The 18,038-nt window shown below is 62.4% G+C and carries 19 protein-coding genes; 15 read left to right on the plus strand and 4 right to left on the minus strand.

Annotated elements, in window-relative coordinates:
- The first annotated feature begins 6 nt into the window (after positions 1-6).
- From IE166_RS20250 to IE166_RS20295, 10 genes are all read left to right on the plus strand, one after another.
- Positions 7-177, plus strand: a complete 171-nt coding sequence (locus tag IE166_RS20250; RefSeq protein WP_189507598.1) for a hypothetical protein — start codon at positions 7-9, stop codon at positions 175-177.
- Positions 178-384: 207 nt separating this feature from the next.
- A complete protein-coding gene (locus tag IE166_RS20255) occupies positions 385-579 on the plus strand; it encodes a hypothetical protein (protein ID WP_189507599.1) in 195 nt (64 codons plus the stop codon).
- Between the two features lie 17 nt (positions 580-596).
- Positions 597-686 carry a K(+)-transporting ATPase subunit F gene (kdpF, locus tag IE166_RS20260; RefSeq protein WP_189507601.1) on the plus strand — a complete coding sequence of 30 codons (90 nt, stop codon included), beginning with the start codon at positions 597-599 and terminating at the stop codon, positions 684-686.
- A gap of 32 nt (positions 687-718) precedes the next feature.
- A complete protein-coding gene (kdpA, locus tag IE166_RS20265; RefSeq protein WP_189507603.1) occupies positions 719-2,422 on the plus strand; it encodes a potassium-transporting ATPase subunit KdpA in 1,704 nt (567 codons plus the stop codon).
- 11 nt (positions 2,423-2,433) lie between these two features.
- The gene (locus IE166_RS20270) at positions 2,434-2,607 is read left to right on the plus strand and encodes a hypothetical protein (RefSeq protein ID WP_189507605.1); all 174 of its coding nucleotides are present in this window, start codon (positions 2,434-2,436) and stop codon (positions 2,605-2,607) included.
- A gap of 44 nt (positions 2,608-2,651) precedes the next feature.
- Positions 2,652-4,697: a potassium-transporting ATPase subunit KdpB gene (gene kdpB, locus IE166_RS20275; RefSeq protein ID WP_189507607.1), complete on the plus strand. Its 2,046-nt coding sequence runs from the start codon at positions 2,652-2,654 to the stop codon at positions 4,695-4,697.
- Between the two features lie 9 nt (positions 4,698-4,706).
- Positions 4,707-5,276 carry a potassium-transporting ATPase subunit KdpC gene (gene kdpC, locus IE166_RS20280; protein WP_189507609.1) on the plus strand — a complete coding sequence of 190 codons (570 nt, stop codon included), beginning with the start codon at positions 4,707-4,709 and terminating at the stop codon, positions 5,274-5,276.
- Positions 5,277-5,364: 88 nt separating this feature from the next.
- Complete coding sequence (locus tag IE166_RS20285) at positions 5,365-8,064, plus strand: sensor histidine kinase (protein ID WP_189507611.1); 2,700 nt, start codon at positions 5,365-5,367, stop codon at positions 8,062-8,064.
- Complete coding sequence (locus IE166_RS20290; RefSeq protein WP_189507613.1) at positions 8,061-8,795, plus strand: response regulator transcription factor; 735 nt, start codon at positions 8,061-8,063, stop codon at positions 8,793-8,795. Before IE166_RS20285 ends, IE166_RS20290 begins: the two co-directional genes overlap by 4 nt.
- A gap of 68 nt (positions 8,796-8,863) precedes the next feature.
- Entirely contained in the window at positions 8,864-9,748 is an 885-nt protein-coding gene (locus IE166_RS20295; protein ID WP_189507614.1) for an NAD-dependent epimerase/dehydratase family protein, read from the plus strand.
- 42 nt (positions 9,749-9,790) lie between these two features.
- Here the strand turns inward: IE166_RS20295 and IE166_RS20300 are convergent, their stop codons facing one another.
- Complete coding sequence (locus tag IE166_RS20300) at positions 9,791-10,288, minus strand: hypothetical protein (protein WP_189507616.1); 498 nt, start codon at positions 10,286-10,288, stop codon at positions 9,791-9,793.
- 250 nt (positions 10,289-10,538) lie between these two features.
- On the opposite strand from IE166_RS20300, the gene IE166_RS20305 reads away from it, so the two are divergent.
- The 3 genes from IE166_RS20305 to IE166_RS20315 all read left to right on the plus strand — a co-directional run bounded on the left by IE166_RS20305 (position 10,539) and on the right by IE166_RS20315 (position 12,833).
- A complete protein-coding gene (locus IE166_RS20305; RefSeq protein ID WP_189507618.1) occupies positions 10,539-10,913 on the plus strand; it encodes a hypothetical protein in 375 nt (124 codons plus the stop codon).
- Between the two features lie 11 nt (positions 10,914-10,924).
- On the plus strand, positions 10,925-11,257 hold the full coding sequence (locus IE166_RS20310; protein ID WP_189507620.1) for a hypothetical protein: 333 nt from the start codon (positions 10,925-10,927) through the stop codon (positions 11,255-11,257).
- 73 nt (positions 11,258-11,330) lie between these two features.
- Positions 11,331-12,833, plus strand: coding sequence for a pyruvate kinase (locus IE166_RS20315; protein ID WP_189507640.1), 1,503 nt, complete (start codon positions 11,331-11,333; stop codon positions 12,831-12,833).
- A 56-nt stretch (positions 12,834-12,889) separates the two neighbouring features.
- Here the strand turns inward: IE166_RS20315 and adhP are convergent, their stop codons facing one another.
- Positions 12,890-13,912 (minus strand): alcohol dehydrogenase AdhP, encoded by a 1,023-nt coding sequence (gene adhP / locus IE166_RS20320; protein ID WP_189507651.1) that lies wholly within the window; start codon positions 13,910-13,912, stop codon positions 12,890-12,892.
- Between the two features lie 159 nt (positions 13,913-14,071).
- Entirely contained in the window at positions 14,072-14,980 is a 909-nt protein-coding gene (locus tag IE166_RS20325) for a LysR family transcriptional regulator (protein ID WP_189507642.1), read from the minus strand.
- An 83-nt stretch (positions 14,981-15,063) separates the two neighbouring features.
- Between IE166_RS20325 and IE166_RS20330 the strand changes: the two genes are divergently transcribed.
- Together IE166_RS20330 and IE166_RS20335 are read left to right on the plus strand one after the other, a co-directional pair.
- Entirely contained in the window at positions 15,064-15,939 is an 876-nt protein-coding gene (locus tag IE166_RS20330; protein ID WP_189507644.1) for an oxidoreductase, read from the plus strand.
- A gap of 112 nt (positions 15,940-16,051) precedes the next feature.
- Positions 16,052-17,362: an MFS transporter gene (locus IE166_RS20335; RefSeq protein WP_385965168.1), complete on the plus strand. Its 1,311-nt coding sequence runs from the start codon at positions 16,052-16,054 to the stop codon at positions 17,360-17,362.
- A 5-nt stretch (positions 17,363-17,367) separates the two neighbouring features.
- On the opposite strand, the gene IE166_RS20340 is transcribed toward IE166_RS20335, so the two are convergent.
- Positions 17,368-17,868, minus strand: coding sequence for a MarR family winged helix-turn-helix transcriptional regulator (locus IE166_RS20340; protein ID WP_244641636.1), 501 nt, complete (start codon positions 17,866-17,868; stop codon positions 17,368-17,370).
- Positions 17,869-18,038: the final 170 nt, after the last annotated feature.

Raw genomic sequence — 18,038 nt, forward strand, 5'->3', positions numbered from 1 at the left:
CCTATCATGCCCGATCACCTTCAGCACAGCCGTTCGATGGTCAGGATTGAACGCCGGCCTGACCGTCGCTCCGTGCAGGCGGACAGTCCGAATGAGCTTTGGATCCTGGTCCGGCTTGCCGTGATCGCCGTCTTGCTCGTTGCCGTCACCGCGCTTGTGCGGTGGAGCGCGCTTTGATCCTGTTCCGGAAGATCTGACATGCCGAAAACCGAATGGGTGGCGATCTTCATGATCGTCTCGTTGTTCGCCAGCGTCGTCAGCATCCTCATCATGCTGCACACGTAGGCGGTGCCACGTCGACGCTGTTCTGGGCCCGGTACAGCCGAGCCGGGTTCCATATATGAGAATCCTATTTCTTCGGCCGGCGGCCTGTCTCGAACCCCTATGCGGTTCGGGCCGATACTTCCCTCATCATCAACCTGCCGCGCATGCAAAACCCTGCGCGGCAATCCGCTTCGCGCGCCGGTTCTGGCCGCAAGCAGCCATCAGGAGCTGGACATGGATCTCGTCATGGTCGGACTGACCGTCGCGTTCTTCGCGCTGTCATTCGCTTACATCCAAACCTGCAGCAAGCTGTAGAGCCAAAGGCCCGATCGATGCTCATCGACTACATTCTCGGCGCAGATGTCGCCGTCTTCATCTTCGCCTACCTCACTTACGCGCTCGTTCGTCCTGAACGGTTCTGAGCCGTAGCGACTATCCTTCGAAAGCAACGGCCATGACCCTTAACGGTTGGATCCAGATCCTGGTTTATTGCGGGATCATCATTCTTCTCGCGAAGCCGCTCGGCGGCTACATGACGCGCGTCTTCAGCGGCGAACGCACGTTCCTTTCCCTCGTGTTCCGTCCGGTGGAACGCGGGCTTTACCGCCTGGCCGGCACCAGCGACCGCGAGGAGCAGCATTGGACGGCGTACACGGCCGCATTGCTGTTCTTCAGCCTTGCTGGTGTAGCGGTGCTCTATCTGCTGCAACGGTTCCAGGGCGCCTTGCCCTTCAATCCTGCGGAGATGCCGTCGGTCACGCCGGACCTCGCCTTCAACACGGCGGTGAGCTTCGTCACCAACACGAACTGGCAGGCTTATGGTGGCGAAAGCTCGCTGTCTTATCTCACGCAGATGGCGGGGCTGACAGTGCAGAACTTCGTTTCCGCAGCGAGCGGCATCGCCATCGCGGTGGCGCTGATCCGCGCTTTCTCGCGCAAGTCGATGCAGACGCTCGGCAACTTCTGGGTCGATCTCACACGCGCCATCCTCTACATTCTTCTGCCGATCTGCGTGATTGGTACGCTCGTTCTCGTGTGGCAGGGCGTGCCGCAAAACCTCAACTCCTACACCACGGCCACCACGCTGGAAGGCGCGCAGCAGGTGATCGCTCAAGGTCCGGTCGCTTCGCAGATGATGATCAAGCATCTCGGCACCAATGGCGGCGGCTTCTTCAACGTCAACGCCGCGCATCCGTTTGAAAACCCGACGGCACTCACCAACCTCATCCATATGGTCGCGATCTTTGCGATCGGTGCGGCATTGACCAACGTGTTCGGCCGCATGGTCGGCAATGAGCGTCAGGGCTGGGCGATCCTCGCGGCCATGGGCGTGTTGTTCATCGCCGGCGTCGCTGTTTGTTACTGGGCGGAAGCCGCCGGCAATCCGATCGTCCATGCGCTCGGCCTCGACGGCGGCAACATGGAAGGCAAAGAGGTGCGCTTCGGCGTCGCCGTGTCGGCCTTGTTCGCGGTGATCACGACTGCAGCATCCTGCGGCGCGGTGATTGCCATGCATGACAGCTTCACCGCGCTCGGCAGCATGATACCGATGATCAACATGATGCTGGGCGAGATCGTCATCGGCGGTGTTGGTGCTGGTCTCTACGGCATGCTGCTGTTCGTGGTCGTGTCGATCTTCGTGGCCGGCCTGATGGTGGGTCGGACGCCGGAATATGTCGGCAAGAAGATCGAGGCCAAGGAGGTCAAGATGGCGATGCTCGCGCTGCTCATCCTGCCTTTGGCGATGTTGGGCTTCACGGCGGTCGCGGTTGTTCTGGAAACAGGCGTCGCGTCGATGGCGAACCCGGGTCCGCGCGGCTTCAGCGAAGTGCTGTACGCCTATGTCTCGGCGGCCGCGAACAACGGTTCGGCGCTTGGCGGCCTGTCTGCGAACACGCCTTGGTACAACATCACGCTCGGTCTCGCGATGCTGATCGGTCGCTTCGCGATGATCGTTCCAGTTATGGCGATGGCCGGTTCGCTGGTGGCGAAAAAGGCGGTTCCGGCTTCCTCGGGCACGTTCCCGACCACGGGCCCGCTGTTCGTCGGCCTGCTTGTCGGCGTGGTGCTGATCTTTGGCGGGCTGGAATTCTTCCCGGCTTTGGCAGTCGGACCGATCGTCGAACATCTCGCAACGATTGCGGGCCAGACCTTCTGACCGAAACGGTCATGGCCCCCTCGCTCAACCAGGTTCGGTGTCTCCTTTATCCACGCTCGCATCTGTCCGCGCGAGAAGGAAACACCGTCCCGAAGCCGCGCAGCATCCTCCTGGGTTTGACCCTGGTGATGCTGGCACTCGGGACCCTGGCCAAAGCGCTCACCCTGATTTTCACGGCGACCTGAATGATCGCGCTGCTGTCACAAGACAATTCCCGCTGGAGTCTCCTATGAGCCAGTCCAAATCCGCGAGCCTTCTGGATGCTCGCATTCTCATACCCGCTTTATCCGGCGCCCTGCGCAAGCTCGATCCGCGCAGCCTGGCCAAGAACCCGGTGATGTTCGTGGTGGCCGTGGTCGCCGCGCTGACCACCGTCCTCCTCGTCAAGGACCTAGCAACCGGCTCTTCGAGCCTCGGCTTCTCCTTCCAGATCGTGCTGTGGCTGTGGTTCACAGTGCTGTTCGCCAACTTCGCCGAAGCCGTCGCCGAAGGGCGTGGCAAGGCGCAGGCAGACTCGCTCCGCCGCACCCGCACCGAAACGCAGGCCAAGCTCCTGCCGACCGGTTCGGGAAGCGATTTCAAGACCGTTCCCGGCACCAGCCTCAAGGTGGGCGATGTCGTGCTGGTGGAAGCCGGCGACATCATCCCGTCGGATGGCGAGGTGATCGAGGGCGTGGCATCGGTCAATGAAGCGGCCATCACCGGCGAGTCCGCGCCTGTGATCCGCGAGTCCGGTGGTGATCGCTCGGCGGTGACCGGCGGCACGCAGGTTCTGTCTGACGTCATTCGCGTACGGATCACGGCAGCGGCAGGCTCGACCTTCATCGACCGCATGATCTCACTGGTTGAAGGCGCGGAGCGGCAGAAAACGCCCAACGAAATCGCGCTCAACATCCTGCTTGCCGGCATGACGCTGATCTTCACCTTCGCCGTCGTGACCATCCCGAGCTTTGCCTCTTATGCCGGCGGCAGCATTTCGGTCGTGGTCCTGGTGGCGCTGTTCGTGACGCTGATCCCGACCACCATCGGCGCGCTGTTGTCGGCCATCGGCATTGCCGGCATGGACCGGCTGGTGCGCTTCAATGTGCTGGCGATGTCCGGACGGGCCGTGGAAGCGGCGGGTGACGTGGACACGCTGCTGCTCGACAAGACCGGCACGATCACGCTCGGCAACCGTCAGGCCACCGAGTTCCGGCACATCCGTGGCGTCGAGGCTGCCGAGCTGGCCGATGCGGCACAGCTTGCATCGCTCGCCGACGAGACGCCGGAAGGCCGCTCCATCGTCGTTCTAGCAAAGGAGAAATACGGCATCCGCGCCCGCGACATGGCCAGCCTGAATGCCAGTTTCGTACCCTTCACCGCGCAAAGCCGCATGAGCGGCGTAGACTTCGGCGGGTCCTCCATCCGCAAGGGCGCAGTCGGCTCCGTTTTGAAGCATGTGGGGCAGGCAGGCAGCCAGGAAGAGCGCGATACGCAGGCGATTGCCGACGAGATCGCAAAGGCCGGCGGTACGCCACTCGCGGTGGCCAAGGACGGCCGTCTGCTCGGCGTGATCTACCTCAAGGACATCGTCAAGGGCGGTATTCGCGAACGTTTTGCGGAACTGCGCAAGATGGGCATTCGCACCGTGATGATCACCGGCGACAACCCGATGACGGCGGCGGCGATTGCGGCGGAAGCGGGTGTGGACGACTTCCTTGCTCAGGCGACGCCGGAAAACAAGCTGTCGCTGATCCGCGACGAACAAGCCAAGGGCAAGCTGGTCGCCATGTGCGGCGACGGCACAAACGACGCGCCGGCGCTGGCACAGGCCGATGTCGGCGTTGCGATGAACACCGGTACGGTGGCCGCGCGCGAAGCCGGCAACATGGTGGATCTCGATTCCGACCCGACCAAGCTCATCGAGATCGTGGAAATTGGCAAGCAGTTGCTGATGACGCGCGGTGCGCTGACGACGTTCTCTATCGCCAACGATGTCGCCAAGTATTTCGCGATCATTCCCGCAATGTTCCTGGCCTTCTATCCGCAGCTGGGTGCGCTCAACATCATGGGGCTGGCGACGCCGGAAAGCGCCATCCTGTCTGCGATCATCTTCAACGCGCTGATCATCGTGGCGCTGATCCCGCTGTCGCTTCGCGGCGTGAAGTATCGCGCTGTCGGTGCCGGCGCGCTTCTGTCCCGCAACCTCCTCATCTACGGCCTTGGCGGCATCATCGTGCCCTTCGTCGGCATCAAGGCCATCGACATGGCGATCACCGCGCTCGGCCTCGCTTAAGGAACATCCATGCTGAAACAGCTGAAACCCGCGATCGTCATGATCGTCGCCTTCACCATCCTCACCGGCCTCATTTATCCGCTGGGCATGACAGGCTTGGCGCAGGTGATCTTCCCCGCACAAGCTAATGGCAGCTTGATCGAGCGTGACGGCCAGGTCATCGGCTCCACGTTGATCGGTCAGGCCTTTACGGGCGAGACTTACTTCCATGGCCGACCATCGGCGGCCGGCGATGGCTACAATGCCGCGAGCTCCAGCGGCACCAATCTCGGACCGACCAACCCGAAGCTGATCGAGCGCATTCGGGCGGACACCGAGACGCTGAAAGCCGAGAACCCGTCCGCTGCGGTGCCGATGGATTTGGTGACAACCTCGGGCAGCGGTCTTGACCCGCACATCTCGCCGGAAGCGGCTTACTTCCAGGTGGCGCGTGTGGCGCGGGCCCGCAACACGGATGAAGCCAAGGTCCGATCGCTGGTCGACAACCATGTCGAGGGCCGCCAACTCGGCTTCCTGGGTGCGCCTGTCGTCAACGTGCTCGCCTTGAACATGGCGCTGGATGCCAGCGGCGCGCAATAAAGACACGATGAAGACTTTGGCCGGCATCTTGTTCTACATGAGATGCCGGCTCCCTTGGGGACCAGGCGGGTGAGGTGAACCAGCGCTGATGGTGGATGATGATCTGAACGACGCCGGCCGGCCATCGCCCGATGCCCTGCTGGAAAATGCCAGACGCGAAGGGCTTGGCCGGCTGAAGATCTTTCTCGGCGCAGCACCTGGCGTCGGCAAGACCTACGAGATGCTGATGTCCGGCCGCGCCCGAAAGGGCGACGGCCTTGATGTCGTGATCGGCCTGGTGGAAACCCATGGGCGCAAGGAAACGCAGGCGCTGCTCGACGGATTCGAGATTATCCCGCGCAAGGCAATACCCTATAAGAGCCAGGCGCTGGAGGAGATGGACCTCGATGCCATTCTCGCGCGTCGGCCGGCGCTCGTGCTTGTCGATGAACTCGCCCACACCAACGCGCCCGGCAGCCGCCATCCCAAGCGCTACCTCGATGTTCAGGAGCTGCTCGATCGCGGCATCGATGTATATTCGACGCTCAACATCCAGCATGTCGAAAGCCTCAACGATGTCGTTGCGCAGATCACGCGCATCCGGGTGCGTGAGACGGTGCCGGATTCGATCATCGACCGCGCCGACGATATCGAGATCATCGACGTCACGCCCGATGACCTGATCAAGCGGCTGCATGACGGCAAGGTCTATCTTCCCCGCACGGCCAAGCGGGCGATCGAGAACTATTTTTCGCCCGGCAATCTGACGGCCTTGCGCGAACTGGCGCTGCGACGCACCGCGCAACGTGTGGATGAGCAGCTTCTGCGCCACATGCAATCCCACGCCATTGCCGGGCCGTGGGACGCGGGCGAGCGCGTGCTGGTTTGCGTGGACGAACAGGTGCGCGGCCCGGCGCTGGTACGCTATGCCAAGCGACAGGCCGACCGGCTGCGCGCGCCGTGGGCTGCACTTTATGTCGAAGCGCCGCGCTCGACCGGTTTGGCGGACGCCGACAAGGATCGCGTGGCTGCGACGCTGCGGCTCGCCGAGCAGCTCGGCGGCGACGCGGTGACCTTGCCGGGCCAAGACGTCAGGCGCGAAATCCTGCGCTATGCCTCGGCAAACAACTTCTCGCATGTCATCATCGGCAAGTCGGACAAGCCGCGTTGGCGTGAGTTCTTCGAAGGCTCGGTGTCGCATGAGCTGATCCGTCATGCCGGCGATCTCAGCATCCATGTCATTTCGGGCAAAGAGCGGGAAGCCGCCCCTGCGCGCGCGATCAAAACCGCTGATCCCCGCCGCTATCAACTGCTGCCTTATGTCTTCGCCAGCCTTTATCTCGGTGTGGCCGTTGGCGTCGGCACGTTGCTGTCGCGCGTGCTGGATGTTCGCAACATTGCGCTCGTCTTCCTCATGGCGGTGCTGACCTCGGCCGTGACGGCCGGGCTCTGGCCGGCTTTGTTTGCATCCTTCGTGGGCGCGCTCGCCTTCAACTTCTTCTTCCTGCAGCCGCTCTACACGCTCGACATCGGCGACCCCGAAAGCGTCATCGCCTTCGGCTTCTTTCTTGGCGTGGCGGTAATCGCCAGTAACCTGACGGGGCGGGTGCATCGGCAAGCCATGGCCGCGCGGCAGCGTGCGCGGACCACGGAAGACCTCTACCTCTTTTCCAAGAAGCTCGCCGGCACGGGCACGCTGGATGACGTGTTATGGGCCACCGCGCATCAGATCGCGGCGATGCTGAAGGTGCGCGTCGTGATCCTGCTGCCGGAAGGCGACACGATCGCCGTGCGCGCCGGCTATCCGCCCGACGATACGCTGGTGGATGCCGATATCGCGGCCGCGCGGTGGGCGTGGGAACACAACCGGCCGGCAGGGCGAGGGGCCGACACGTTGCCGGGCGCCAAGCGTCTTTATCTTCCGCTGCGCACCGGACGCATGCCGATTGGTGTCGTGGGTCTCGATAATGACAGGCAGGGGCCGTTGCTCACGCCCGAACAGCAGCGCCTGCTCGACGCACTCACCGATCAGGCGGCAGTCGCCATCGAGCGGACGCAGCTCGTGGCCGATGTCGACAGGGCGCAGCTGGCCGCGGAAGCCGACAAGCTGCGCTCGGCCCTGCTCACCTCCATCTCGCATGACCTGAAAACACCGCTCGCCGGCATCATGGGCGCGGCCGGAACGCTGCGGGATTATCCGCAGGCGATGTCGGACGGCGACCGTGCCGATCTGCTCGGCACGATCGTGGAAGAGTCTGAACGGCTCAACCGCTTCATCGCCAATCTGCTCGATATGACCCGCATCGAATCCGGCGCGATGCAGCCGACGATGTCACCGCATTATGTCGGCGATATCGTCGGCAGCGCACTGCACCGCGCCGACAAGATCCTGGCCCGGCACAAAACGCGCATCGAGATCCCCGCCGATCTGCCGATGGTGAAGCTCGATCCGGTGTTGTTCGAGCAGGTGTTGTTCAATCTCCTCGACAATGCCGCCAAATATGCGCCGGAAGGCTCGCTGGTTCTTATCCGGGGCGCTCATCGCGGCGGCTGGGTCTGGCTAGAGATCATTGATGAGGGTCCAGGCATCCCCGCCGAAGACCTCGAACGCGTGTTCGACAGCTTTCACCGTGTGCGGAAGACAGATCATGTGCGGGCCGGCACCGGGCTCGGCCTTGCCATTTGCCGCGGCTTCGTTGAAGCACTCGGCGGTACGATCAAGGCCGGCAGCCGGACGGATCGTTCTGGCGCCGTGTTCACCATTCAGATGCCGCTCAATCCCGCGCAGGTTCCGGAACGCCTTCAATGACCCAGTCCGCCGTCAAAATCCTGGTTGTCGATGATGAACCGGCCATCCGCAAGCTGCTGCGCGTTGGTTTGACCGCCGAAGGCTACGCGCTGATCGAGGCGCCCAATGCGCGTGAGGCGCTTGTTCTGGTCAAGCACGAGAACCCAGACTTGATCCTGCTCGATCTTGGCCTGCCGGATATGTCAGGTCATGATCTGCTGGAACGCTGGCGCGCGGAGCCGCTCGATCTGCCGATCATCATCCTGTCCAGCCGCACCGATGAGGCAGGCATCGTGCGCGCGCTCGAGCTTGGCGCGGATGACTATGTCACCAAGCCGTTCGGCACGAGAGAACTGGTCGCCCGTATCCGCGTCGCGCTGCGGCACAAGCTGCAGCAACAGGGCGAACGGCCGATCTTCCAGACTGGCGACCTATCCGTCGATCTGGTGAAGCGCATCGTCAGACTGGCCGGGCGCGAGGTGAAGCTGTCGCCCAAGGAATACGACATCCTGCGCATTCTCGTTCAGCACGCCGGCAAGGTCATCACCCATCAGCACCTCCTCAAGCAGGTCTGGGGCGGGCCGACGGATGTGCAGTATCTCAGGGTCTATGTCCGCCAGCTGCGCCAGAAGATCGAGCAAAGCCCGGATGATCCGCATTACATCACGACGGAAACCGGCGTGGGTTATCGTTTGCGCGAAGCCGATCCCGATGCGCGCTGGGACGCACCGCCAAGTTCAGCCAACAATTAAGCAGCCCTGTGCCGGCGCCTGGCCCGCCCTATGTCGCATCAGCAATCACCGATCCGGGAGGCCCCCCAATGCGCGTTGTTTTCACTGGTGGATCCGGCAAGGCCGGCCGTCATGTCATTCCCTGGCTCAAGGAGCGCGGTGGGCATGAGATCCTGAACCTGGATCGCCAGCTGCTCGACTATGACGGCGTCAACACGCTGGATGTCGACCTGACGGACTCGGGACAGGTCTTCAATGCGCTTTCCATGCACTTCAGCCAAGACGAGTTCGAGACGGGGCAGGGGCCGGCCAAGGTCGATGCCGTCGTGCATTTCGCAGCCGTTCCACGCGTGCTGCTGAAGCCCGACAACGAGACGTTCCGCAACAATGTGATGTCGACCTACAACGTCATCGAAGCGGCGGTGAAGCTTGGCATCCGCAAGATCATCATCGCCTCGTCGGAAACGACCTATGGCGTGTGCTTTGCCGAGGGCGACAAGGATTTTCACCGCTTCCCGCTGGACGAGGACTATCCCATCGACCCCATGGATTCCTACGGTCTCAGCAAGCAATGCAACGAGAACACCGCGCGCGCTTTCGCCGATCGTACGGGCGCCGACATCTATGCGCTGCGCATCGGCAATGTCATCGAGCCGGATGAATACGGCCCGTTCCGCACCTATGCGGAGAACCCGCCGATGCGCAAACGCAATGCGTGGAGCTATATCGATGCGCGCGATCTCGGCCAGATCGTGCACCTCGCGCTGATGAAGGACGGGCTCGGCTTCCAGGTCTTCAATGCCGTGAACGACACGATCACAGCGGACCAGCCGACGGAAGAGTTCCTGCGCCAATGGGCGCCGAACACGCCGATCACGCAGCCCATGCCCGGCTTCGAGGCCCCGCTTTCAAACCGCAAGATCCGCGATGTGCTCGGCTTCAAGGAAGAGCACGACTGGCGCAAATACGCCTGACAGGGGAAAAGCCCGGGCCGTGTTCCAGCCCGGGCTTCACGCTTAGAGCTTGGCGCTCAGCGTTTCGGTGATGGCGTCGGCGCGATCCTTGACGTCCGCCCCGTTGGTGAACGGACGGAAGTTGATGTCGAGCGTGCCGTCTTCGAACTTCACGCGCTGCTTGTAATCGGAAGCTGAAATGCCGCCATCGGCATAATGGATGGTGATCGCCTTCAGCTTGGCCTTGAGCGCTTCCTTGCCCATGTCGTCCTGTGCGACGTCCTTCATCGCCAGTTCAAGTGGCTCGAAGATGGTCTTCAGGAAGAACTCTTCGTGGGTGTAGTACTCGGTTTCGCCCGGCAGAGCGAGGCTGAGCCAGTCGACTGTGATCGGAACGGGGAAGCCGGCAGCGTCCTGGATCTTCTTCTGCAGGGCAGGGTACTGCTCCTTCTCATAGGCAGCCACGGCGCGGCGCTCGGCCAAGCCCGCTTCCTGTGCCGAAACAAAGGACGTCGTGGCGACAAGCGCCGCGAAGGCGGCGGCAAGCAAGGTTTTGATCAAAATACTTTCTCCGGTTTGAAAAGGATTCGGGAGGTGGTCAGTCGCGCGCTGAGTGTTTGCGACGGTCGGATCAACGGAAGAATCACCAGCTTTGATGCTGGCTGTAAAGATGAAAGCGTCGATTTCCAATGCGTTCTACTTCGCAGCGCCTTCGGCAGTGTGACAAAGATCGTTATGCAGGTTCTGCCTACAGAACGGTTTCAGTAAATGCGCTTGTTCGGCATAGGCTCAGACCTGTAGTGAAGCAGGCATGATGATCCTGCTATTCCCGCTTTTTCTTGGCCTCAGCATCATTGCTGTTGTTGCGGACGCTGTGCGGGCAGGCTCGGTGCGGGGCATACGCGGCGGGCTCGCCTTCTTTTCCGTCTGCCTCCTCCTTTGCTACGTCCTCGCTTTCGCGCTGATCTCCCTCGATCCCTATTTCGACGACAACGGCGCACCGTCCTTTATCGACTTGCGCTTTCGCTGGTTCTGGGCGGCAGAACTGGCTGGCTGGATCGCGCTCCTGTTTCTGCCGACGGCTTTTGCGCTGAGGGCTGCCGTAAAGGGCGTTCGGGTTTGGCTTAGACGTACAAGCGAAAACGAGGGCATCGCCGCCACGACGGAAGAGCACATCAGAGAATGAGGAAGACGAACATGCGCCAGCAACTCGCGCGGCACTGTGCAGTCAGGGGAAAGTCAGCGCTTGCTGTAATCCTTTTGTTCGCTGCACCCGGCCTTGGCTTCGCCCAGGATGAAGACCGTTCGACCTTGCCCAAGGACGTGCGCGCCTTCATGGAACGGCGCGATGAATGCGATCACTTCCGCAACGAGGAAGCCTATGATGAAGCGCGCGGTGTGGAGATCGAGAAAGGCGTGGCGAAGTTCTGCACGGGCACCGATGCCGAACTCGAAAGCCTGAGACAGCGGCACCGTCGCGATCCAGCCGTGACCAAGGCTCTATCGTCTTACGAAGCAGACATCGAATGAGGCTCAAGCCGCACCTTCACAGCACTGTCATTGCCGGGGCCTATCCCGCTCCCGCAACAAACAGGAGCAGGTGATGAGGCAAGTCGGCGATGTGTTCAGTGATCTGGCAAAGCTGCGCGAGCAGGTGAGCCAGGACGGCAACAGGATTGCGGATCGCTGGCGTCCCCAAGTCGAGCGCACCGCGTTTGTGCCAAGCGTCGAGAACCTCGCGAACTATCTAGCCTTCCGCCGCCATGACATCCGCCCGCTGCAACGCGACCTGACGGCACTTGGCCTGTCTTCGCTCGGACGTGCCGAGGCGCATGTGATGCCGACGCTGGATGCCGTGCACACGGTTCTGCATGCGCTGACCGAAGGCTCGCCTTTCGCGCGCCAAGACGAGGCTTCATTCTTCGGTGGCGAAACGCGGCTGGCGGAGCGCTCTGGGGAACTCTTCGGCGAACGTTCGCCGCACAGCCCCGTCAGCCTGTTGGTGACCTTGCCCAGCGAAGCCGCCGACCAGCCGGAACTCCTGCAGCAGCTGGCCGAACTCGGCGTCGAAGCCGTGCGCATCAACTGCGCGCATGACGACGAAGACGTTTGGTTGCGCATGATCGAGAATGTCCGCGAAGCGCACGCGGAAACAGGCCGTCGCATGCGTGTCTTCATGGATCTGGCCGGTCCCAAGATCCGCACCGGCGACACGCGTAAAGGCAAGAACGGCAACCGCGTTCACACCGGTGACGAGTTCGCCATTGCCTTGCCGGGGCAGCTGAAGAAGGTCACCAAGGACCTGCCGGCGCTGGAATGCACCTTGCCCGAAGCCGTGCGTGCGGCAGAGGTTGGCAACCGCATCTCGATCGACGATGGTAAGCTCGATGTGCGGGTTACCCGTTGCGAGGCCTGGGGTATCGTGGTTGCCGTCGTTGCCGGTGGTGGCGACGAGAAGGGTTACAAGCTGAAGTCGGAAAAGGGAATCAACTTTCCGGATACGGACCTGGATGTTCCCGCCCTGACGCAGACCGATCGGGAACATCTCGTATTCGCCGCCCATCATGCCGACGCGATCGAATTCTCCTTCGTTCAAACACGTGGAGACATCCTGCAGTTGCAGGATGCGCTGCGCGGCGAGCGCCCCGACGATTGGCAGCAAGTGGGTCTGGTTTTGAAGATCGAAACGTCCCGCGCCGTCAAGAACCTGCCCGACCTCATCGTGCAGGCGGCCGGACAGCAGCCGACGGCAGTGATGATCGCGCGCGGCGATCTTGCCGTGCAGATCGGCTTTGCCCGACTGGCCGAGATTCAGGAGGAAATCCTGTGGCTGGCGGAAGCCGCCCACGTGCCGGTGATCTGGGCGACGCAGGTGCTGGAAAGCTTCCTCAAGACTGGCGTACCATCACGCGGCGAGATGACAGATGCCGCCATGGGGGCGCGGGCCGAATGTGTGATGCTCAACAAGGGCCCGCACCTGCTCAAGGCTATCCCCGAGCTCGACAAGCTCTTTGGCCGCATGAGCGAGCATATGAGCAAGAAGACGCCGCAACTGCGCGCGCTGCAAAGCTGGGACGCGTTTGCCCGCGAACACGGCGCAGCATAATCTGGGGCGATCTCGAATAAAAAGGGCCCGCCTGAACGACGGGCCCTTTCCGCAAATTACGGCTGCAGAACCACGCGGCCTTCGATCTTGCCCTTACGCAGCCGATCGAACACGTCGTTGACGGCGGATAGGGGCTCGACGGCGACCGTCGTACGCACCTTGCCTTCGGCCGCGAAAGACAGCGCTTCCGCCAGATCCTTACGCGTTCCGACAATCGAGCCGCGCACCGTGATGCGCTTCAAGACGACATCGAAGATCGGCGTCGGGAAATCGCCGGGCGGAAGGCCCACCAGCGAAACCGTGCCGCGACGACGCGCGCAGGCGATTGCCTGGCCGAAGGCTGCGGGCGAGACGGCGGTGACCAGCACGCCATGCGCGCCGCCACCGGTCGCATCGGTGATCTTGGCGACAGCATCTTCGGTGAGCGCGTTTGCAGTCACGTCTGCGCCGAGTTCGCGGGCGAGGTTGAGCTTGTCATCGGACACGTCGAGCGCCGCGACATGCAGGCCCATCGCCTTGGCATACTGAACGGCGACATGGCCGAGCCCGCCAATGCCGGAAATCACCACCCATTCGCCCGGCTTGGCTTCCGTTTCCTTCAATCCCTTATAGGTCGTGACGCCGGCGCACAGGATCGGCGCTAAGGTCGGGAAGTCGGGATTGGCGGGCAGGTGGCCGACATAAGGCGCGCTGGCGATGGCGTATTCGGCATAGGTGCCGTTCACGCTGTAGCCGCTGTTGTGCTGCTGTTCGCACAGCGTCTCCCAGCCGGTCTGGCAGTATTCGCAATGGCCGCAAGCATCGTGCAGCCAGGGAATGCCGACCGCGTCGCCTTCCTTCAGATCGACAACGCCCGAGCCGAGCGCGGTGACATAGCCCACGCCCTCATGCCCGGGGATCAGCGGCATGATCGGCTTGACCGGCCAGTCGCCGTCCACGGCATGCAGGTCGGTGTGGCAAACGCCGGTCGCCTCGATCTTGACCAGAACTTCGCCCGGACCGGGCTGCGGGATCGGAACCTCCTCGATCGCGAGCGGGGCGCCGAAACTTCGGGCGACCGCGGCTTTCATCATCGCCATGGCATACTCCTTGTTGGCAAGTGCTGCATCGGCGGCTTCAGCATCAATCGACTTCAACCAACCGACACGGAACTCTCGTTTAAAAGAGCGAACACGACGCAATCATGACATTGCTAATATGCTTGCCTCAAGTTCGACGAAGGGAGCACAAGCCCGCCCTTATCGCTGCTCTGCCACAAGATCCACGAAGGCTCGCAAAGGGGCAGGCATGAAGCGGCGGGAGAAGTAAAGGCGGGGTCCATCGTAGCGCGGCCACCAGTCCTGCAGAACAGGCACGAGCGTTCCATCAGCGAAGTGCGGGTCGAGCCAGTTGCGGAAGGTGTAAAGCAAGCCCCGACCGCTTTTTGCCAGAGCGATTGCAGCCATCGCGCCAGCCGTGCCCACGATCAGCCGCGCCGGCGGATCGACTGTCAGGGTTTCGCTGCCGCGCTCGAACTCCCAGGCACCGACGGCCGCGCCGCTGATCCTGATACGGATGCAATCATGGGTAAGAAGTTCGCCGGGATGCGTCGGCACGCCAAAGCGCTCGAGATAGGAGGGCGCGGCGGCGAGTGCCGCCTGCTGCTGGCGCGGACCGATCGGAATGGCGATCATGTCCTGTTCCAGATGCTCGCCATAGCGAATGCCTGCGTCGCAATCGGCCGCGGTGATGTCCACCAGCCGGTCCTCGACCACGAGTTCGACGCGCACATCCGGATGCGCCGCCATGTAGCGGTCGATGATCGGTGGCAGGATGTCGAACATAACGGCGCCCGGCACATTCAACCGCAATCGGCCACGCACCGTGTTCTGCGAACTCGCCGCCTCATCCAGCGCCGCGCGAGCTTCCGACAACAACGGCGCGGTGCGAGTAGCGAGGGCGCGGCCGGCTTCGGTCAACATGATGCTGCGCGTCGTGCGGCTGAACAGCGGAACGCCCAGTCGCAGCTCCAATCGTGAGATCGTTTCGCTGATCGTTGAGGGCGATTGTCCCAGCCGCTTGGCAGCCGTGCGGAAGCCATTGGCATCCGCCACCGCAAGAAAGACCCTGAGATCATCGAGCGAAGCGGAGAGATCATTGTTCGGCATGCCGATCAGCCTATTCGCAGCGCCCCGGATTATCAATGTGCTGACGATCAGCCATCTTGCGGCTGCCAACAAGGACACCGACCATGACCCAGCCCACCATCAACGCCGCCGCTGCTGGCCGCTTCACCTTTCCCGGTACATCCATTTCCGTGAACCGCATGGGCTACGGTGCCATGCAGCTTGCCGGTCCGCATGTGTTCGGCGAGCCCAAGGATCCCGAAGAAGCCAAGGCTGTCTTGCGCGAAGCGCTCGATCTCGGCATCGACCATATCGACACCAGCGACTTCTACGGCCCTTACGTCACGAACCGCCTCATCCGCGAAACGCTGCATCCTTATCCCGCCAACCTGACGCTGGTGACCAAGATCGGCGCTTGGCGCAATGACAAGGGCGACTGGATTCTCGAGCGCGGCGCCGACTTCCTGCGCAAGTCCGTCGAAGACAATCTGGAGCGGCTCGGTTTGCAGCAGATGGCCATCGTCAATCTGCGCATGGGAGGCCCGGACGATGACATCGTGGCGCCGATGCAGGCCATGCGGAAGATGCAGGACGAAGGGCTGCTCGCCCATATCGGTGTCAGCACGGTGGATGCGAAACAGCTCGCAACAGCGCGCGACATTGCTCCAATCGTCTGCGTGCAGAACCTCTACAACGTGGTTCAGCGTACCGACGATGCGATGATCGATGATCTGGCCGAAGCCGGCATCGCCTATGTGCCCTACTTTCCGCTCGGCGGCTTCACGCCCTTGCAGGCTGATGGCCTGAGCAAGGTTGCGGCCGACCTCGGCGAAACATCGCAGACCGTCGCACTCGCCTGGCTCCTTCAGCGCAGCCCCAACATCTTGGTCATTCCCGGCACATCCAAGCGCGCCCACCTACGCAGCAATATCGCAGCCGCCGGCCTGAAGCTGGATGCTGCCCACTTGCAGCAACTGGACGCGCTCAACCAGGCTGGCTGAGACAAGCCTTTGCAACATGGGATTCGACATGAAACGCCGAAGCCGCTAGCGGTACATTGAAGATCGCGCGTCCGGGGGACGGATGGGCGTCATCTCCGGGCGAGGGCAGATCATGAAGACTTCCGTCGAGGACATCCTCGGGCGAGCCGGTGCTGGATCCTTCCAGCGCCGGCTTCTCGGTATCTTTGGCTTCGTTTGGGCCGCCGATGCCATGCAGGTTCTGGCAGTCGGCTTCACCGCTGCGTCCATCGCCGCGACCTTCGACCTGTCCGTGCCCAAGGCCCTGCAAACCGGAACCGTGTTCTTTCTCGGCATGCTGATCGGCGCCAGCCTGTTCGGCAAACTCGCCGATCGTCATGGCCGCCGTCGTGTGCTGCTTGTCACCGTCGGCTGCGATGCGATCTTCGGCCTCCTGTCCGTTTTCGCCCCGTCCTTCGAAGTGCTGCTGGTTCTGCGGTTCCTCACAGGCGCTGCGGTCGGCGGCACACTGCCGGTGGATTACGCGATGATGGCCGAATTCCTGCCGGCCAAGAACCGGGGCCGCTGGCTGGTGATGCTGGAAGGGTTCTGGGCGGTCGGCACGGTGATCGTCGCGCTGACGGCCTGGGCCGCCAGTGTGTATGGCGTGGCCGACGCTTGGCGCTGGATCTTTGCCGTCACCGCGCTTCCCGCTTTGATCGGCGTGTTCCTGCGCTGGTGGGTGCCGGAATCGCCGATGTATCTGCTGAAGACGGGGCGTGCCGCCGAGGCAAAGGCTGTGCTGGATCAGGTTCTGGTCACCAACGGTCAGCCGCCACTTGGTGCGAATGTCGCGCTCGAAGCTCCAGCCAGCGCGAAGACGGACGGGATCTTCTCAGGCCCGCTGCGCCGCCGCAGCATTGCCATGCTGCTTGTCTGGTTCTTTGTTTCCATTTCCTATTACGGCATCTTCACCTGGATGCCGGCGCGCCTTGCCGGCGAAGGCTTCGGCTTTGTGCGCGGTTATGGCTTCCTGGTCATCGTCGCGCTGGCGCAGATCCCTGGCTACGCGCTGGCCGCATATGGCGTCGAAGCCTGGGGCCGAAAGCCGACGCTGGTCGGCTTTCTTCTTCTCAGTGCGCTGGCCTGCGCGTTGTTTGTGATTGCCGGCAACGCCACAATGATCGCTGCCTCGATCCTGATCATGAGCTTCGCCCTGCTCGGCACCTGGGGCGCTCTATATGCCTTCACGCCCGAGCTTTACCCCACCGAAAGTCGCGCGACCGGCATGGGCGCGGCCAGCGCCATGGCCCGCTTCGGCGGTTTGCTGGCACCCTCGCTCATGACAATCGTCATCGCGCAGAGCTTCGTCGGCGCCATCGGGCTTTTCGCCTTCTTCCTCTTGCTGGGTGCTGTGATGGCCGGCTTCATCGACCATGAAACGCGGCAAAAGGCTCTGAGCTGATCGCCTCAGATCGGCCCTTCGCCGACATTGTGGATCATGGCGAGCAGCGTATCGAGGACGATCTTCAAGTCCTTTTTAGGGATGCCCTGGATCAGCTTCTGATGATTGCTGATCATGATGGGCCAAAGCTGCCGCAGGAGAGCCTCGCCCTTGGGCGTCAGGCCGACTTCGCGCCGGCGAAGATCATGTGCCGCGATCTGGCGTTTGACGAGGCCGGCCGTCACCATCGTGTCGATCGTCCGGCTGGCGTTCGATTGCTCCACGACCGCATAGCTGGCGATCTCATTCACCGTCAGCGTCTTGTGGATGTAGAGCACGGACAGAGCGCGCAGCACGGTGTTGTTGATGCCATGCTCGCTGAGATCCCGGCTGAGATCGAGGTTCCAGCGATTGCTCAGCCTGTTCAGGAGATAAGGCAGATGCGCGTGAAGATCGGCCGGCATCGCGGGGATGCTGGAAGGCAGATCCCTGTCATCAAAATCTATGGCGCGGGCCGGCTTGGTCATGAACGCTTCCCTGGATACAAACTGGCGGGGTCGTCAATGCTGTGATTTGGCATATTCAAGCAAGGCGTGGCGCAGATCGGCCGGGATCGGGATCGACTTATGCAGGTTGAGGTCCGTTGTCACGACGGTGAATCGCCCGCGCAATGCTTCCTGCTTTCCTTTGAAGGCAT

It is taken from the genome of Tianweitania populi (genome assembly GCF_014652875.1).
GTDB classification, from domain to species: domain Bacteria; phylum Pseudomonadota; class Alphaproteobacteria; order Rhizobiales; family Rhizobiaceae; genus Tianweitania; species Tianweitania populi.

Excerpts from the sequence above, each read along its gene's own strand:
- IE166_RS20285 (WP_189507611.1), top strand. The coding sequence starts at position 5,365 with ATGGTGGATGATGATCTGAACGACGCCGGCCGGCCATCGCCCGATGCC.
- kdpC (WP_189507609.1), top strand. The coding sequence starts at position 4,707 with ATGCTGAAACAGCTGAAACCCGCGATCGTCATGATCGTCGCCTTCACC.
- IE166_RS20310 (WP_189507620.1), top strand. The coding sequence starts at position 10,925 with ATGCGCCAGCAACTCGCGCGGCACTGTGCAGTCAGGGGAAAGTCAGCG.
- IE166_RS20340 (WP_244641636.1), bottom strand. The coding sequence starts at position 17,868 with ATGACCAAGCCGGCCCGCGCCATAGATTTTGATGACAGGGATCTGCCT.
- IE166_RS20315 (WP_189507640.1), top strand. The coding sequence starts at position 11,331 with ATGAGGCAAGTCGGCGATGTGTTCAGTGATCTGGCAAAGCTGCGCGAG.
- kdpB (WP_189507607.1), top strand. The coding sequence starts at position 2,652 with ATGAGCCAGTCCAAATCCGCGAGCCTTCTGGATGCTCGCATTCTCATA.
- IE166_RS20325 (WP_189507642.1), bottom strand. The coding sequence starts at position 14,980 with ATGCCGAACAATGATCTCTCCGCTTCGCTCGATGATCTCAGGGTCTTT.
- kdpA (WP_189507603.1), top strand. The coding sequence starts at position 719 with ATGACCCTTAACGGTTGGATCCAGATCCTGGTTTATTGCGGGATCATC.
- IE166_RS20290 (WP_189507613.1), top strand. The coding sequence starts at position 8,061 with ATGACCCAGTCCGCCGTCAAAATCCTGGTTGTCGATGATGAACCGGCC.
- IE166_RS20330 (WP_189507644.1), top strand. The coding sequence starts at position 15,064 with ATGACCCAGCCCACCATCAACGCCGCCGCTGCTGGCCGCTTCACCTTT.
- IE166_RS20250 (WP_189507598.1), top strand. The coding sequence starts at position 7 with ATGCCCGATCACCTTCAGCACAGCCGTTCGATGGTCAGGATTGAACGC.
- IE166_RS20255 (WP_189507599.1), top strand. The coding sequence starts at position 385 with ATGCGGTTCGGGCCGATACTTCCCTCATCATCAACCTGCCGCGCATGC.
- IE166_RS20305 (WP_189507618.1), top strand. The coding sequence starts at position 10,539 with ATGATGATCCTGCTATTCCCGCTTTTTCTTGGCCTCAGCATCATTGCT.
- kdpF (WP_189507601.1), top strand. The coding sequence starts at position 597 with ATGCTCATCGACTACATTCTCGGCGCAGATGTCGCCGTCTTCATCTTC.
- IE166_RS20270 (WP_189507605.1), top strand. The coding sequence starts at position 2,434 with ATGGCCCCCTCGCTCAACCAGGTTCGGTGTCTCCTTTATCCACGCTCG.
- adhP (WP_189507651.1), bottom strand. The coding sequence starts at position 13,912 with ATGGCGATGATGAAAGCCGCGGTCGCCCGAAGTTTCGGCGCCCCGCTC.
- IE166_RS20295 (WP_189507614.1), top strand. The coding sequence starts at position 8,864 with ATGCGCGTTGTTTTCACTGGTGGATCCGGCAAGGCCGGCCGTCATGTC.
- IE166_RS20335 (WP_385965168.1), top strand. The coding sequence starts at position 16,052 with ATGAAGACTTCCGTCGAGGACATCCTCGGGCGAGCCGGTGCTGGATCC.